The organism is Pseudoalteromonas sp. S8-8, from assembly GCF_000497875.1.
Taxonomy (GTDB): Bacteria; Pseudomonadota; Gammaproteobacteria; order Enterobacterales; family Alteromonadaceae; genus Pseudoalteromonas; species Pseudoalteromonas arctica.
In genome coordinates, this window is the sequence record NZ_AUTR01000019.1 from 1 (window position 1) to 16,529 (window position 16,529).

General features: G+C 40.1%; 15 protein-coding genes. 11 read left to right on the top strand and 4 right to left on the bottom strand.

The window, feature by feature from the left end; all coding sequences use genetic code 11:
• The 11 genes from L659_RS0104585 to L659_RS0104640 form a co-directional block, all read left to right on the top strand.
• Nucleotides 1-1,538, top strand: a 1,538-nt coding sequence (locus L659_RS0104585) for a sodium:solute symporter family protein (RefSeq protein ID WP_024589746.1), incomplete at its 5' end; no start/stop codon positions are given.
• A gap of 125 nt (nt 1,539-1,663) precedes the next feature.
• Nucleotides 1,664-3,502: a DUF294 nucleotidyltransferase-like domain-containing protein gene (locus L659_RS0104590; RefSeq protein WP_024589747.1), complete on the top strand. Its 1,839-nt coding sequence runs from the start codon at nt 1,664-1,666 to the stop codon at nt 3,500-3,502.
• 15 nt (nt 3,503-3,517) lie between these two features.
• Complete coding sequence (locus L659_RS0104595) at nt 3,518-4,141, top strand: 3'-5' exonuclease (RefSeq protein ID WP_024589748.1); 624 nt, start codon at nt 3,518-3,520, stop codon at nt 4,139-4,141.
• A gap of 150 nt (nt 4,142-4,291) precedes the next feature.
• The gene (locus L659_RS0104600; protein WP_024589749.1) at nt 4,292-5,020 is read left to right on the top strand and encodes an SIMPL domain-containing protein; all 729 of its coding nucleotides are present in this window, start codon (nt 4,292-4,294) and stop codon (nt 5,018-5,020) included.
• 344 nt (nt 5,021-5,364) lie between these two features.
• Nucleotides 5,365-6,027: a peroxiredoxin-like family protein gene (locus L659_RS0104605; protein ID WP_024589750.1), complete on the top strand. Its 663-nt coding sequence runs from the start codon at nt 5,365-5,367 to the stop codon at nt 6,025-6,027.
• Nucleotides 6,028-6,205: 178 nt separating this feature from the next.
• Nucleotides 6,206-7,222 (top strand): erythrose-4-phosphate dehydrogenase, encoded by a 1,017-nt coding sequence (gene epd / locus L659_RS0104610; RefSeq protein WP_007587176.1) that lies wholly within the window; start codon nt 6,206-6,208, stop codon nt 7,220-7,222.
• Nucleotides 7,223-7,286: 64 nt separating this feature from the next.
• The gene (locus L659_RS0104615) at nt 7,287-8,462 is read left to right on the top strand and encodes a phosphoglycerate kinase (RefSeq protein ID WP_007587175.1); all 1,176 of its coding nucleotides are present in this window, start codon (nt 7,287-7,289) and stop codon (nt 8,460-8,462) included.
• Nucleotides 8,463-8,663: 201 nt separating this feature from the next.
• Nucleotides 8,664-9,728 (top strand): class II fructose-bisphosphate aldolase, encoded by a 1,065-nt coding sequence (gene fba / locus L659_RS0104620; protein ID WP_007587174.1) that lies wholly within the window; start codon nt 8,664-8,666, stop codon nt 9,726-9,728.
• A 991-nt stretch (nt 9,729-10,719) separates the two neighbouring features.
• Nucleotides 10,720-11,409, top strand: a complete 690-nt coding sequence (gene phoB / locus L659_RS0104630) for a phosphate regulon transcriptional regulator PhoB (protein ID WP_024589751.1) — start codon at nt 10,720-10,722, stop codon at nt 11,407-11,409.
• A 65-nt stretch (nt 11,410-11,474) separates the two neighbouring features.
• On the top strand, nt 11,475-12,782 hold the full coding sequence (gene phoR / locus L659_RS0104635) for a phosphate regulon sensor histidine kinase PhoR (protein WP_007587170.1): 1,308 nt from the start codon (nt 11,475-11,477) through the stop codon (nt 12,780-12,782).
• A 115-nt stretch (nt 12,783-12,897) separates the two neighbouring features.
• A complete protein-coding gene (locus L659_RS0104640) occupies nt 12,898-13,866 on the top strand; it encodes a PstS family phosphate ABC transporter substrate-binding protein (protein ID WP_010554592.1) in 969 nt (322 codons plus the stop codon).
• Between the two features lie 233 nt (nt 13,867-14,099).
• Here the strand turns inward: L659_RS0104640 and L659_RS0104645 are convergent, their stop codons facing one another.
• The 4 genes from L659_RS0104645 to folK are packed head-to-tail and all read right to left on the bottom strand — an operon-like array spanning nt 14,100 to nt 16,528.
• The gene (locus L659_RS0104645; RefSeq protein WP_007587168.1) at nt 14,100-14,336 is read right to left on the bottom strand and encodes a hypothetical protein; all 237 of its coding nucleotides are present in this window, start codon (nt 14,334-14,336) and stop codon (nt 14,100-14,102) included.
• A 33-nt stretch (nt 14,337-14,369) separates the two neighbouring features.
• Complete coding sequence (gene panC / locus L659_RS0104650; RefSeq protein WP_007587167.1) at nt 14,370-15,218, bottom strand: pantoate--beta-alanine ligase; 849 nt, start codon at nt 15,216-15,218, stop codon at nt 14,370-14,372.
• On the bottom strand, nt 15,218-16,012 hold the full coding sequence (panB, locus tag L659_RS0104655) for a 3-methyl-2-oxobutanoate hydroxymethyltransferase (RefSeq protein ID WP_007587166.1): 795 nt from the start codon (nt 16,010-16,012) through the stop codon (nt 15,218-15,220). Before panB ends, panC begins: the two co-directional genes overlap by 1 nt.
• A gap of 30 nt (nt 16,013-16,042) precedes the next feature.
• Complete coding sequence (gene folK / locus L659_RS0104660; RefSeq protein WP_007587165.1) at nt 16,043-16,528, bottom strand: 2-amino-4-hydroxy-6-hydroxymethyldihydropteridine diphosphokinase; 486 nt, start codon at nt 16,526-16,528, stop codon at nt 16,043-16,045.
• Nucleotide 16,529 lies beyond the last annotated feature (1 nt).

Genomic DNA, 16,529 nt, shown 5'->3' on the forward strand with positions numbered 1-16,529 from the left:
CGGGTATTATTTCGTTTGCAGGTTACGATGGCAGCGTTTACTTAATGGGGTGGACAGGTGGTTATGTATTATTAGCCATGTGTTTAGCGCCTTACTTACGTAAATTCGGCAAGTTTACTGTTCCTGATTTTATTGGCGACCGTTACTATTCACGCACTGCGCGTTTAGTAGCCATTGTATGTGCCATATTCATTTGTTTTACTTACATTGCAGGGCAAATGCGTGGTGTAGGCGTCGTATTTTCACGCTTTTTAGAAGTAGAAATTGAAACCGGTGTTTACATTGGTATGGTGATTGTATTCTTTTATGCGGTACTTGGCGGCATGAAAGGCATTACCTACACACAAGTAGCGCAGTATTGTGTACTTGTATTTGCCTACCTTGTACCAGCCATTTTTATCTCGATGATGATGACGGGTCACTTTTTCCCACAAACCGGTTTTGGTGCCACATTAATTGGCAGCGATGGCGTGTACGTACTTGATAAACTAGACGGCTTAAGCGCTGAACTTGGTTTTGCGCAATATACCGAAGGCTCTAAGAGCATGATTGACGTGTTCGCTATTACTGGCGCGTTAATGGTAGGTACTGCTGGTTTACCACATGTAATTGTTCGCTTTTTCACTGTACCTCGCGTAAAAGACACGCGTATTTCTGCGGCATGGACGTTAGTGTTCATCGCGATTGTTTACACAACAGCACCTGCGGTTGCAGCCTTTGCTCGCGTAAACATGGTTGATACTATTAATGGTAAAGACGGTAGCGGTACAGCTTACGCAGAAGCACCAGGATGGATTAAAAACTGGGAACGCACAGGTTTAATTACATTTGATGATAAAAACGGCGATGGCAAAATGTTCTACACGGCGGGTAAAATCACCGATCCGAACAGTGCTAACGAAGTAAACGTAGACCGCGACATTATGGTATTAGCTAATCCAGAGATTGCTAACTTACCAGCATGGGTAATTGCACTTGTAGCTGCTGGTGGTATTGCCGCGGCACTTTCTACAACAGCAGGTTTACTACTGGTTATTTCGACCTCGGTTTCGCACGATTTACTCAAGCGAACCCTCAAGCCCGATATTACCGACAAGCAAGAGTTACTTGCAGCGAGGTTGGCAGCCATGGTCGCTATTGTTATCTCCGCGTACTTTGGTATTAACCCGCCTGGGTTTGTGGCATCGGTAGTGGCATTTGCATTCGGCTTGGCGGCAGCGAGTTTCTTCCCCGCAATTATTATGGGTATATTCTCTAAAACAATGAACCGCGAAGGCGCAATTGCAGGCATGGTAACGGGTATTGGCTTTACCGCTGCATATATCATTTTCTTCAAGTTTGTTAGCCCAGAGCTAAACAGCCCTGAAAACTGGTTCTTAGGTATTTCGCCTGAAGGTATTGGCTTAATTGGTATGATTATTAACTTTGCAGTTGCTGCAATTGTTCTTAAGTTTACTAAACCAACACCGGTTGAAATTCAAGAAATGGTTGAAAGCATTCGTAACCCTAAAGGGTCTGCAGAAGCACACGACCACTAGGCTACAATTTATAGATATAGTTTAGAAAACATAAAGCACCAAAAGCCCGACTTTAGTCGGGCTTTTTATTTGTTTAATAAATAAGTACATTAGATTGGTACATCACCATTTAAAGAGCGAATACAATGAGTGTAGAACAACAAGAAATAGCCCAATACGTTTGTTTGCAAGCACCTTTTACTATGCTTGATAGCAGCGCATACGAATATTTTGTAAATCATCTTGATATTATTTACCTCACCCGCGAAAACCAGACTCAGTGGTTACAAAGTGAAAACCCTAAACTGTTTTTAATTCGCTCTGGTTTGTATGACCTAGTTGATGGTAAGGGCGATGTTGTTACACGCTTAGCGCAAGGTGACTACTTTGGTTTTCCGTCGCTGTTAACCGGTGAGGCAATTCAAAATAGGTTGGAAGTACAAAAAGAGGGCATAGTGTATATGCTCTCTCAAACGCACTTTGATTTTTTACGCAGAGAATATAAATCGTTTGAGCAATACTTTGTACGCGCTCATGCTAACCGGTTGTTGTCATCGCATTATAAAAGTAAAAACGATAGTTGGTCTGAACGTAAAATATCAGAGCTGATGACCCGCACCGCCATTACGCTTACGCCCGATGCAAGTATTAGGCAAAGTGCTAAAAAAATGAAAGAGCATGGCGTATCGTCAATAATGATAACGCAGCACGCACACTTAGTGGGAGTTGTGACTGACCGCGACTTACGTAATCGAGTACTTGCCGACGAAGTAGATCCACAAGACGCAGTAAGCAGTATTATGACAGCCAAACCTAAGTTTATATTTGAAAATAACAGGGTGTTTTCGGCGCTGCACTTAATGCTTAAATACAATATTCATCATTTACCCGTGCTTGACGAAAATCATAACCCAATAGGGATGATAACCAGCACCGATTTACTACGCCAACAAAAAAGCGACCCCGTACAGCTTATTGGGCGCATATATAAAGCGCATACTGTTACTGATTTAAAACGCTACGCTAAAGAAATTCCCGAACTTTTGCGTGGTTTTTCGTACAACATTGACGACATATCGCTAATTGGTAAATTACTCAGTGGTTTAACCGATGCGCTTACATCGCGCCTGATTCACTTATTTCAAGAAGAGCATGGCGCAGCGCCAACCAGCTTTAGTTTTATTTGCTTTGGCTCGCAAGCACGCGAAGAACAAACCCTGCATTCAGATCAAGACAACGGCTTGTTACTCCCTAACGACTTAACCACCGAGCAACACGCTTACTTTAAAAGTATGGGGGAGTTTGTATGTGAGAATTTAGTTGAGTGCGGCATTAGGCGTTGCCCAGGTAATATTATGGCAAGCAGTGATGAGTGCCGAATGAGCGTAAACGATTGGAGCGAGCGCTTTTTTAAATGGATAAAAAGCCCCACACCGAATGCAATGCTTAACTGTAAGATATTTTTTGACCTGCGATTTATTGAAGGTTCAAATGCTTTATATACCGCTTTTTGCGAGCAATTAATTCGTATATCGCGTAACGACTTATTCTATGCCGCAATGGCAACCGACATAAGCAGCAACAGCGTGCCAATTGGTTTATTTAATAAATTTAAAACCGAAAAAACAGATCAAAATAATAAATACATAGATTTAAAAAAACGTGGTGTCGTAATTATAAATGACATAGTGCGGTTATACGCTTTAAAAGCGGGTATTAGGCGCGGCAACACACAAGAGCGGTTGGATGCACTACTAAAACATAAACTGATCAGCAAAGAAGATATATACAACCTAAAAGACTGCTGGCGGTTCTTAACGCAGCTTCGTTTGAGTACACAAATAAACGAAGAGGGCTTACCGAGTAATTGCATTAACCCTAATAAATTAAACTCACTAGAGCGCCATCAACTAAAAGAAGCGTTTTACCTTGTTAAACAAGCGCAGCAAGCCGCCGCGTTTAAGTTTGCTCGCGGCAGTTTATAATGATGGATTACTAACATGGTAAAAAAGCTGCTCACTCGGTATTTAAAGCGCCGTAAATTACTAGGTAAAAATGCCTTACAACAACGTTATTTGGTGATTGATTTAGAGCTCACTGGCCTTGATGCAAAACAGCACGAAATTGTATCGGTAGCGTGGGTGATAATAGATAATCAATGTATAAAAATGAGTGAGTCACAGCACCTTATAAATAAAGACGTAAAAAGCCTTGAGCAAAGTCCTGTTTTTCATGGAATTAGCGACGATGCTATAACAAAAGGACAGAGCTTGTGCAGTATATTAACGCAACTAAGCTGCCATTTTAGCGACTGTATTTTAGTGTTTCATAATGCCATGCTCGACTGGGGTTTTTTAAAAATAGCGCTTAAAAATGCCAATATAACAATACGGCCTAAACTGATACTCGACACACTGCATATTGAGCAAAAGCGCTTACTCCATCATTCAACTGAAATAAAACAAGATGATTTAACCCTTAATGCATGCCGCACACGTTATGAGTTACCAAGCTATCATTGCCATCATGCCCTCACTGACGCACAAGCAACCGCTGAGTTACTGCTAGCCCAGTGCCATCAAATAAGCCGTGGCAAAAAGCTAAAAGTAGGCGAGTTGACGTAGGTTGGATAGAGGACAGCGAAACTCAACGATAAAATGCCTTATCGGTTAACACCGAGGTTTAGTAATATACAGTTTACTTTTATTGTTGTATGTATAATTATGGGTACAGTTACGTAATCATTATCTAACTAATCGCTTCAAGGAACGAACATGAAACTCATTACCACTATTTTTCTAACCTTATTTCCTCTTATCACTTTTGCTAATTCAAGCTTAGCTACAAATCGTCAAATTGCAGTTCAAGGTACTGCAGAGGTGCTTGCCAATCCTGATATCGCTAAAATACTATTTCAAATTATAAGTATTAAAAACGAACCTTTAGCAGCTAAGAACGATCTTGATAATAAAGTTAATTTACTAATTGACGGACTAAATCAATTTGAAATAACTGCCGATGATGTAGTTGCTTCAAGTGTTAAAGTTGAAAAAACGGGTATGGATTACATTGAAACAGGGCATCAGGCCCCCGCAGAATACGCAGCTATAAGGACCTTTGAAGTAACACTAAAAAATATTGAAAGAGTGAATGATTTAAGTGATTTTTTATTGAGTTTAAAAGTAAATGCGATTCAAAATACTGAGTTTTTATCTTCAAAAGCTGAGCTGTTACAAGCACAAGCTACACAACAAGCACTTAATAACGCAAAAGAAAAAGCAAATATGCTTGCTAACTCCTTTGGTACAAAAGTGGGTGAAGTACGCACTATTAGCTCAACTCAAAAAAGCGTTTACAGTGGCTTTGGTGCAGCGGTTAAAAAAATAGATAGAGTAAATCCAATGAGCGATTCATTTCCTAAAGCTCGCAAAAATTATTTACAACAAACGGTAAGCTTTAAATCATCAATAAACGTGGTGTTTGATTTAGAAGTAAATGATTAAGTTAGGGCGTGTTTTTCTTTCGATGTTGAATTTGCAGCGGTATGTTTGGTATTAAAGCAAGGCAGAGCCTATGGTGTGTAGTTATTCCACATAAGTAGGCGATAACACAGCATAAATACCAAACATGCGCTGCCCTTTGGGTTCGTCCTAGGGACAACTCACTCTTTGTTGCTCAGTTTTTACTTAGCCCACTAGGTTTCAAATCTCGCGCCGCGATTAAATAGCCCCTAGATAGAACAAATTTAACCCTGAAAGGTCAACACGCCCCAAAATTTTCATTCCAAATACATTTTCATAATGTAAGCTGGCTTTAAGTTTTTGATTAATTTGAAGGTAGCCATATTATGAGCGATGAAAATAACACGTTAAAAGCACAAACTGAGGCAAAAATAGCAGCAGGGCGTAAAGGTAATCCTGATTTTATGAAAGGTGTTGATGAAACGATTGCACAAGCAAAAGCGTTTCAACAAGGTGCTAATGCACTTGATTTAAACCAAAGCGCACCAAGTTTTGAGTTACCAAATCAACATGGTCAATCGGTGCAGTTAACCGAGTTACTTGCTAAAGGGCCTGTGGTTGTTACTTTTTATCGTGGAAGTTGGTGTCCGTACTGCAATTTACAGCTCAAAGCGCTTCAAGCACGTTTACCTGAAATTCACGCATTAGGTGCACAATTGGTGGCTATTAGCCCACAAGTACCCGATGGCTCACTTAGTGATGATGAAATAAGTAAAATGGATTTTTTAGTGCTGAGTGATCAAAATGCGGATGTAGCAGCAAGCTACGGAGTAGCATGGCAAGTACCCACATTTTTACTCGAGCATATGCGAGTAGACCGAGGCTTAGATTTAGAGTCGGTTAACAATGGCAATAGTAGTGTTTTACCGATCCCTGCCACCTTTGTTTTAGATAAACAAGGTAAAGTGACTTGGCGTTATGTTGATGTTGATTATCGTACTCGTTCTGAGCCAGAAGATATAATTAACGCATTGAAAAATTTAGTATAAAAAACTTAATTTTAAAAGTCAGAACCCTCGAAGAGCTTGCAATGCCTAAGCTCTTTAACCTTAATTTAAAGTTTCTAATGCTTCCCTCTTATAATCAGATGCAAGGTCGATTACAATACAGACATCTAAAAGGCGTATTGCCTTTATCTGCACGCTAAAAGAGTGGATTTTATATTTCATGGCAATCAAACTTGCAATTAATGGTTTTGGTCGTATTGGTCGAAATATTGTCCGCGCGTTATACGAGTCTGGTTTGAGCGACGATATAAAAATTGTTGCGATTAACGAACTTGCTGATCCTGAAGCTATTGCTCATTTATTAAAATACGACACATCCCACGGTCGTTTTTCTTTTCCTGTAAAACTTGGTGAAGACACCATTAGTGTTGCAGGCGATACCATTGCACTTTTTTGTGAAGAAAACCCAATTGAATTACCTTGGCAAACGCTCGATGTAGACGTTGTACTTGAATGTACTGGTGTTTATCACTCGCGTGAACATGCGCAGTTACATATTACCGCAGGCGCTAAAAAGGTGTTGTTTTCGCATCCGGCCGATAACGATGTTGATGCTACGATTGTGTATGGCATTAACGACGATGAGCTTAAAAACGAGCACACAATTGTGTCTAACGGCTCGTGTACAACTAACTGTGTTGTGCCGGTTATTAAAGTATTAGATGATGCATTTGGTATTGAGTCGGGCGCTATTACAACGATTCATGCGTCGATGAACGATCAACAAGTGATTGATGGTTATCATCATGATTTACGCCGTACTCGCGCTGCAAGCCAATCAATTATTCCAGTTGATACAAAGCTCGCCCGTGGTATAGACCGTATTTTACCTAAATTTAAAGGCCGTTTTGAAGCTATCGCCGTACGTGTACCGACTATAAATGTCACGGCAATGGATTTAAGTGTAACGGTTAATACCGATGTAGATTTAAACGCAGTAAATAACGCACTTAAAGCACAAGCAAAAGACCGCTTAGAAGGTATTTTAAGTTATACCGAAGAGCCGCTTGTGTCGGTTGATTTTAATCACGACCCACATTCTTGTATTATTGATGGCACACAAACACGTGTTAGTCACAAACGACTGATAAAGTTATTAGTATGGTGTGATAACGAATGGGGTTTTGCTAATCGTATGCTCGACACAGCGCGTGCTATGATGGCAGTGAATAAGTAATTTATTAATATAATAATTTTAAACGTATTTTTCAGGTTCAGTATCGTTAACTAAGGAGATGTTCATGTCGGTCATAAAAATGGCAGATTTAGATTTAAACGGCAAACGCGTATTAATTCGTGAAGATTTAAATGTACCAGTTAAAGCAGGTAAAGTGACGTCAGATGCGCGTATTCGTGCAGCACTACCTACTATTAAATTAGCGCTTGAGATGGGTGCTAAAGTAATGGTTATGTCACATCTTGGCCGTCCTACGGAAGGGGAATATGATGAAGCGTTTTCGCTAGCACCTGTCGCTGATTACTTAAACGATGCCCTTGAGCAAACTGTACGTTTAGAAAAAGATTACCTAAACGGTGTTGATATTGCTGATAACGAAGTTGTTGTTTTTGAAAATGTGCGCTTTAACAAAGGCGAGAAGAAAAACGACGAAGCGTTATCTAAGCAACTTGCAGCACTGTGTGATGTATATGTAATGGATGCATTTGGTACGGCTCACCGTGCGCAAGCATCTACGCATGGCGTTGGCTTATTTGCTGATGTGGCATGTGCAGGTCCATTGTTATCAGCTGAACTAGAAGCGTTAGGCAAAGCACTTGATAACCCAGCTCGTCCATTAGTGGCGATTGTTGGTGGTTCTAAAGTTTCAACTAAGCTAACCGTTTTAGATTCACTTTCTAAAATTGTTGACCAATTAGTTACCGGTGGCGGTATTGCAAATACCTTTATTGCTGCATCAGGTAGCCCAGTTGGTAAATCGCTTTACGAACCAGATTTAATGGATGAAGCTAACCGCTTATGTGCAGCAGCGATTGCTAATAATGGTGAAATTCCGGTACCGACTGACGTAGTTGTTGGTAATGAGTTTTCCGAATCTGCTGTAGCTACGCTTAAAGATGTAAGCGAAGTAACAAGCGACGATATGATTTTTGATATTGGTCCTGATACAGCGAGCAAGCTTGCAAAAATTATTGCAAATGCGGGCACTGTTGTATGGAATGGCCCTGTTGGCGTGTTCGAGTTTGACCAATTTGGTAATGGCACACGTGCTATTGCACAAGCAATTGCTAACTCAAATGCGTTTTCAATTGCTGGTGGTGGTGATACCTTAGCCGCAATTGATAAATACGGCATTGCCGATAAAGTTTCTTATATTTCTACTGGTGGTGGTGCGTTCTTAGAGTTTTTAGAAGGCAAAAAACTTCCAGCAGTTGAAATGCTAGAGTCGCGCGCTAAGTAATTTTAGTGGCGTAAGGTGAGGGGGTAATAGCTCTCACCGACAATTAATTATTAAATACCTCTCACCCTAATTTAATAGTTAATTTAGACGGAATATTACTGCAAAGCAGTGGTTTTTCGTGGCGTTGTTATAACGCCAAACTAACACATCCGTTCAAACTAGATGGTAGGGAACTACTGTCGATAAATTGGAGAATACCCAATGGCTTTAATCAGTATGCGACAACTTTTAGATCATGCAGCAGAGCATGGTTACGGCGTACCTGCTTTTAACGTTAACAATCAAGAGCAAATGCGCGCAATAATGGAAGCGGCTGACAAAACAAACAGCCCAGTAATCGTTCAGGGATCAGCTGGCGCACGTGCTTATGCTGGTGCTCCATTTATTCGTCATATGATTTTAGCAGCCGTTGAAGAATGGCCACATATTCCCGTTGTTATGCACCAAGATCACGGCACATCGCCAGGTGTATGTCAGCGTTCAATTCAGCTTGGTTTTTCATCAGTAATGATGGATGGCTCGTTAATGAGCGACGGCAAAACTCCTTCAAGCTACGAATACAATGTAGAAGTAACGCGCGAAACTGTTGCTATGGCGCATGCTTGTGGCGTATCGGTTGAAGGCGAGCTAGGTGTACTTGGTTCACTTGAAACAGGTGAAGCTGGCGAAGAAGATGGTGTTGGCGCAGAAGGGTTACTAACCACTGAGCAAATGCTAACAGACCCTGAAGAAGCGGCTGACTTTGTAAATAAAACACATGTTGATGCACTTGCAATTGCCTGTGGTACTTCGCACGGAGCTTATAAATTTACTCGCCCACCAACAGATGACATTTTAGCGATTGACCGCATTAAAGCGATTCATGCACGTATTCCTAACACGCATTTAGTGATGCATGGTTCATCTTCAGTTCCTCAAGAGTGGTTAGAAATTATTAATCAGTACGGTGGCGAAATTCCAGAAACTTATGGTGTGCCAGTTGAACAGATTGTTGAAGGCATTAAATTTGGTGTTCGTAAGGTAAATATTGATACCGATTTACGTTTGGCATCTACCGGTGCAATTCGCCGTCATATGGCGCTTAACCCATCTAACTTTGATCCACGTAAATACCTAGCTGAAGCTACAAAAGCAATGACAGAGATTTGTGTTGCGCGCTATAACTCGTTTGGTACTTCTGGTCAGGCTAGTAAAATTAAGCCAATTTCACTTGATGAGATGCACCTTAAATACTTAAGCGGCGAACTAGACCCTAAAATTAGATAATAGATCAATTTATAATTGATCATTATTAGGGCCTGTTTATCTTTCGAGGTTAAATTTGCAGCAGTATGTTTGGTATTTAGGCAAGGCAGAGCCTATGAAGTGTGGTTATTCCCCATAAATAGGCGATAACGTGGAATAAATGCCAAACATGCGCTGCCCGAAGGGTTCTGCCTAGGGGCAATTTACTCTTTGTTGCTCGGTTTTTACTTAGCCCGCTAGGTTACAAACCTCACGCCGCGATTAAATCGCCCCTAGATTGAACAAATTTTAATCCTGAAAGGTCAACAGGCCCTAAGCCAGTAACTTTGTTGCTGGCTTTTTTAATGTCAGCCCTTTTTATATTGCAGGTTACGGCTTCTATTGATCAGATCGCTGTACTATCAATGCCGTACTTTGGGATCACGCATTTACTAACACAGCCTTTTCGGATCATTACTTTACTAAGCCAAATACACTTTTTCGCTATTTTAGGCTCTGAGATAATTTGATCGTTATTTATTTGTATAAACAATCAACAACTTATGGCTTTGACTAGGTACAACTCTGATCTGAGAGTGGATCGGCTTGGTAAAAATCTGATCCTTTATTTTGGGCTTAGTAAAATTTAGATCTATTTTTAAACGTATTGATTGTTACACAGGCGGGTTTGTTAATTTTAAAATAGCTTTAAAGCTACTTTTAAACGATCGATCTGTAAAAATGTCTTGGTTAGTAAAACAATGATCCCAGCTAATTTTGTATTATTTAATGATTTAACTAGCGACAAAAAGCAGATAATTTCAAAAATTAGCTATTTATAAATTTATCGTAAATCTCTTATTATTACGTTAAATATTAAAAAGGTTTTAAAAATATGACGTTAATGAGGTTTTTTGTCACTAATTTGTGTTTTTTTTACCACCATTTTAATTTACACGTTACACTTTCATAAAAATGTCATACTTAGTCATAATAATGAAAACTAATTCGATAGCGTAAGAGATAAATTGGAATGTCACGTAAAGTACTAGTCGTAGATGACGAAGCTCCTATCAGGGAGATGTTGATTTTTGTTTTAGAGCAAAATGGATTTCAAGCAATTGAAGCAGAAGATTACGACTCTGCTATTGCAGCTATGGTTGAACCTTACCCAGATATGGTTTTACTTGATTGGATGTTACCAGGTGGAAGCGGTATTCAAATTGCTAAAAAGTTTAAGCAAAACGAACACACCCGCCAAATCCCAATTATTATGCTTACAGCCCGCGGCGAAGAAGAAGACAAAGTACGTGGCCTTGAAGTAGGTGCTGACGATTACGTAACTAAGCCGTTTTCTCCTAAAGAGCTTATGGCACGTATTAAAGCGGTTATTCGCCGTGTATCGCCAACCTCATTAGAAGAAGCTATTGAAGTACATGGCCTGCGTCTAGACCCTATTTCGCATCGTGTTACCTCAGAAGGTAATGAGCTTGATATGGGGCCAACCGAATTTAGATTACTGCACTTTTTTATGACTCACCCAGAGCGTGTTTATAGCCGTGAACAACTGCTTGATCATGTATGGGGAACTAATGTTTACGTAGAAGATCGCACGGTTGATGTGCACATTCGTCGTCTGCGCAAAGCAATTGGCCCACTTGGACATGACCGTTTGGTGCAAACTGTACGTGGTGCGGGATATCGTTTTTCAAGTAAGCTGTGATCAGCTTAAAGCTTAGCTAATGTATGAAATACGCATGTATTACTACTCTAAGGTAAAGTGAGTGTATGTATCGAGTTGTTAATAAGCAGGCGTTAGTAAAGCGCCTGTTTATCTATTTTTTACCCTTACTATTAATTGGTGTGCTAGTTGGCGCGCCATTTTTGCTTTTATTTTTAGGATCTTTTTCCCTCCTTATTTGGCACTACCATCAACTTTATCGTTTGAGCGATTGGCTACTTAATCAACGTAGCTTTAATCCACCTGAGGGCGAGGGTGCATGGGAGCAAGTGTTTGAAGGTATTTATCATCTACAGCACCGTAATCGTAAAAAACGTAATGAGCTTGCTGATTTAATTCGTCGCTTTCGCGATGGAGCTGAAGCAGTACCTGATGCGGTAGTGGTATTACAAAACGATTTAAGTATTGTGTGGTGTAATCAATTAGCCCTTAAAGTGCTTGGTTTGCAGTGGCCAACCGATCATGGTCAGCGTCTTGATAATTTAATTCGCGAACCTAAGTTTGCTAAATACATGCACAAAGGTGAATTTGACGACGCGCTTGAGCTGGATAACGGCCATAGCATTGAGCAAGTACTAGAATTTAGGGTAATGCCTTATGCAAGCACGCAACTTATGGTTGTTGTGCGTGATGTAACGCGCTTAAAACAGCTAGAACAGATGCGTAAAGACTTTGTAGCCAATGTGTCACACGAACTACGTACACCGCTTACAGTGGTTACTGGGTATCTTGAGATGATGGATGGCGACATGATGCCGCCGCCAGCAATGTGGAACAAAGCGCAAAATACTATGCTTGAACAATGCAAGCGCATGGATAGCTTAGTCAGCCAATTACTATCGCTTTCGCGTATTGAAGGTGCTCGTCGCCAAGACAATGATAAAGCCATAAACGTACCGCAATTACTTGGTTATATTCACACTGAGGCAAACTCAATTAATCAAGACAAAGGCCATGAGCTTATTTTTAATATTGATAAAACCCTCGATATTAAAGGCTCTGAGGATGAACTGCGTAGTGCGTTTTCTAATTTAGTATTTAACGCCATTCATTACACTAAACCCGGTGGCAAAGTGGAAGTATGTTGGCAGCGCAAAAACAATAAAGCGTGTTTTAGTGTTACCGATAATGGTGATGGTATTGCGCCAGAGCATATTAACCGTTTAACTGAGCGTTTTTATCGTGTTGATAAAGCCCGCAGCAGAACAACAGGTGGCTCAGGCTTAGGGCTCGCGATTACAAAACATGTACTAACGCGCCACGATAGTAAATTAAATATTAGCAGTGAAGTTAACAAAGGTTCGTGTTTTTCTTTCGAATTTTCAATAGATAAGATAGTTTCGCTAGCTAAGTAATTAGGCTGAAAAGCAAAGTCATAAAAGTGTCATTTAAGAGTAATGTAACTGTCATGTACTCACTTTAGAGTGGGCAGCAGTTAGAAAATGGGACGAACAAACCGGAGAACCCTACATGAAATTTAAAAACTTAGTTGCCGCAATGGGTGTGGCTGTTACAACTTTCGTATCTGCACAAGCAGTTGCTTTAGATCAAGATATTCCTGAGTATCAAAAAATTAGTGGTGTTTCAGGTAACTTCTCATCAGTAGGTTCTGACACTTTAGCCAACATGATGACGTTCTGGGCTGAAGAGTACAAACGTATTTACCCAAATGTAAATATTCAAATTCAAGCGGCAGGTTCTTCTACTGCACCACCGGCACTTACCGAAGGTACAGCTAACCTAGGTCCAATGAGCCGTAAAATGAAATCTAAAGAAATCGAAGCGTTCGAAAAACGTTACGGTTACAAGCCAACAGAAGTTCGCGTAGCTATTGATGCACTTGCTGTATTTGTACATAAAGATAACCCAATTGAAGGTCTTCGTATTGACCAAGTAGATGCTATTTTTTCATCTACTCGTAAATGTGGCGCACCAGAGCAAGTTAATCGTTGGAGCGATGTCGGCCTAACAGGTGATTGGGCAGCTAAAGATGTGCAACTTTACGGACGCAACTCAGTATCAGGTACGTATGGCTACTTTAAAAAGAAAGCACTGTGTAAAGGTGATTTCCGTAATAATGTAAATGAGCAACCGGGTTCTGCATCAGTAGTACAGTCAATTTCATCTTCATTAAATGCAATTGGTTACTCTGGTATCGGCTATAAAACATCGGGCGTACGTACAGTACCGCTTGCTAAAAAAGGCGATAACTTTGTTGATGCAACACTTGATAACGTTGCGCAAGGTAAATACCCGCTATCGCGCTTTTTATATGTTTATGTGAATAAACACCCGAATAAGCCACTATCACCTATGGAAGAACAATTTTTAAGAATGGTACTTTCAAAAGATGGTCAGCAAATTGTAGAAAAAGATGGTTATGTACCACTTTCTGCAAAGCTAGTAAAAACAGAACTTAAAAAGCTTGGTTTGAACTAATACCAATTGCATTAAATTAGTGAGTTATTATAGCGATAAGAAAATAGCGCAATAACAAGGCTAAAATTATGATACATAGTTGTTCTATATAAATAATTTTTAACGTAGTTAGTGAGTTATTTAATACGCTAGAATGGTCATGTTTTTAATAAAATTGGTATGATAAACCATAGGCAATAAAAAACCGCTCATTGAGCGGTTTTTTTGTGCCTAAAACTAAAAACTTTAAGGAATTAAATATTACCTAATTTTTCGGCTTGTGCTTTACATTGGTTGTAGCTCTCAACACATTTTCCAGAGCATACTTGCTGCTTTAAGCCCTCAGCAGTTGTTTGCTGTTCACATGTACTTTCGCATTGGTAATTTTGCTGAGCACACTGATTCATTTCAGGGTTTTCAACTTGGTTTTGGCAACCTACTAATAGTGCAAAAGTAAGGGCGACTACGCTTGTTTTTATTAAAGTGTGCATGCTTCTTATCCTTAAAATGGAGTCGCAATAATATTAAATTTCGACTTGAATATTGTCGATCAATCTAACACCACCAAAATAGGCTGCGGCTAAAATAACAAATTGAGTATCTTCGATTGTAGCAGTTTTTAATGTATCTCGTTGAGCAATCTCAAAATAGTCTGGCTTTAGGCCAGCTTGCTCTAAGCTCTGTTTAGCTAAGCTTTCAAGTTTTACGAAGTCTTTTTCGCCGCTTTTAAGTTGCTCAGCGCATGTATTAAGTGCTTTAAATAATACGGTTGCAGTCGCTTTTTGCTCATCAGATAAGTAACCATTACGTGAGCTCATAGCAAGGCCAGAAACTTCTCGCATTGTAGGTACACCAATAACTTCAACCGGAATTGATAGGTCGCGTGCCATGGTTTTAATTACTTGCAGTTGCTGAAAATCTTTTTCACCAAAGCAGGCGTAATCGGGTTGTACAAGGTTAAATAATTTTGTAACTACCGTGGCAACACCTCTAAAGTGACCAGGACGTGAGCCACCACAGTAACCTAATGAAATATCAGGCACATCTACAAAGCTCTGTGCGCCAAGTCCATTTGGATAAATTGTTTCTACACTTGGGGTAAATACAATATCAGTGCCTAGTTCTGCAAGGCCTTGTTTATCTTCGTTTAGTGTACGAGGATAGTTATCTAAATCTTCGTTAGCACCAAATTGCATTGGGTTAACAAAAATACTCACAACGACTTTATCGGCTAAGTTTTTTGCTTTTTCTACTAGCGAAAAATGCCCACGGTGCAAGTTGCCCATTGTTGGCACAAGTGCCACGCTAAGACCCGCTTGGCGCCATGCTTTAATTTGACTACGTAACGATCTGATTTCAGTAATTGACTGCATTATTTAAACTCGTGTTCAGCGCTTGGAAACGCGCCATTTTTAACGTCTGTACAATACTTTTGAACGGCTGCAGGCATATTGCCTGTTTCGAGCAAAAAGTTTTTAGAAAATTTAGGAATGTAACCTGCTGAAATACCAACAAGGTCATGCATTACCAGTATTTGGCCGTCAGTTAAACTGCCCGCACCAATACCAATTGTTGGGATGCTTAGGGCGTCTGTAATGCGTTTTGCCAGTGCACTTGGAATACATTCAAGTACTAATAATTGTGCGCCAGCAGCTTCTAGTGCTTTTGCGTCATCAATCATTTTTTGTGCTTTGTCTTCTTCGCGACCTTGTATTTTAAAGCCACCAAATACATGTACTGACTGTGGTGTAAGGCCTAAATGCCCGCAAACTGGAATACCTTGTTGAGTAAGCGTTTTAATGCTCTCGTAAAGCCATTCTCCGCCTTCAAGCTTAATCATGTTTGCGCCAGCGCGCATAAGCTCAGCTGCATTTTTACAAGTATCACTTACGCTTGAGTAGGTCATAAAAGGTAAGTCAGCAATTACAAATAATTCGCGGCTACCAGCGCGTACACAGCGGGTATGATATGCAATATCTTGATTGGTTACGCCAAGGGTGTCATCGCCGCCTTGTAGTACCATGCCCAAAGAGTCGCCCACTAAAATAACTTCAACGCCGTTATCATGAAATAACTTTGCAAAACTAGCGTCGTAGGCTGTTAATGCAGTAATTTTGTTATTTTCTGCTTTCATTTTATTTAAAGTAGAAACGGTTATTTTAGACATAATATCCTCGCAGGCAAAAGCCTAGGTTAATTACAGAGGTAATTGTTGTAAGTCGTTGAGCGGTAAATTATTTGCAATGGTTTTTAATGCAATGCCGCTAGGTAAAATAAGTTCAGGTGCAAGCTCTAATAGTGGATAAACCACAAACTCGCGATTATTCAAACCATAATGAGGCACAGTTAAGCGCACCGTATTTATAATTTGATCATCAAATAATAGAGTATCTATATCAAGTGTGCGTGGACCCCAACGCTCAGCCTTTCTTACTCGACCATGCTCAAGTTCAATTCGTTGCGTTAAATCAAGTAATTGCTCTGGCTCAAGGGTCGTTTTAATGCACGCTACTGCATTGATATAGTCTGGTTGATCTTGTGGGCCCATAGGCTTACTTGCATAGTAATGCGATACGTTTATAAATTCACAATTAGGCAGCTTTTTAAGCGCGATTACCGCGTTATCAAGCTGCTCTTTTGGTGAGTTTAGGTTGGCACCTAAACCCAAATAAACACAGTGCATG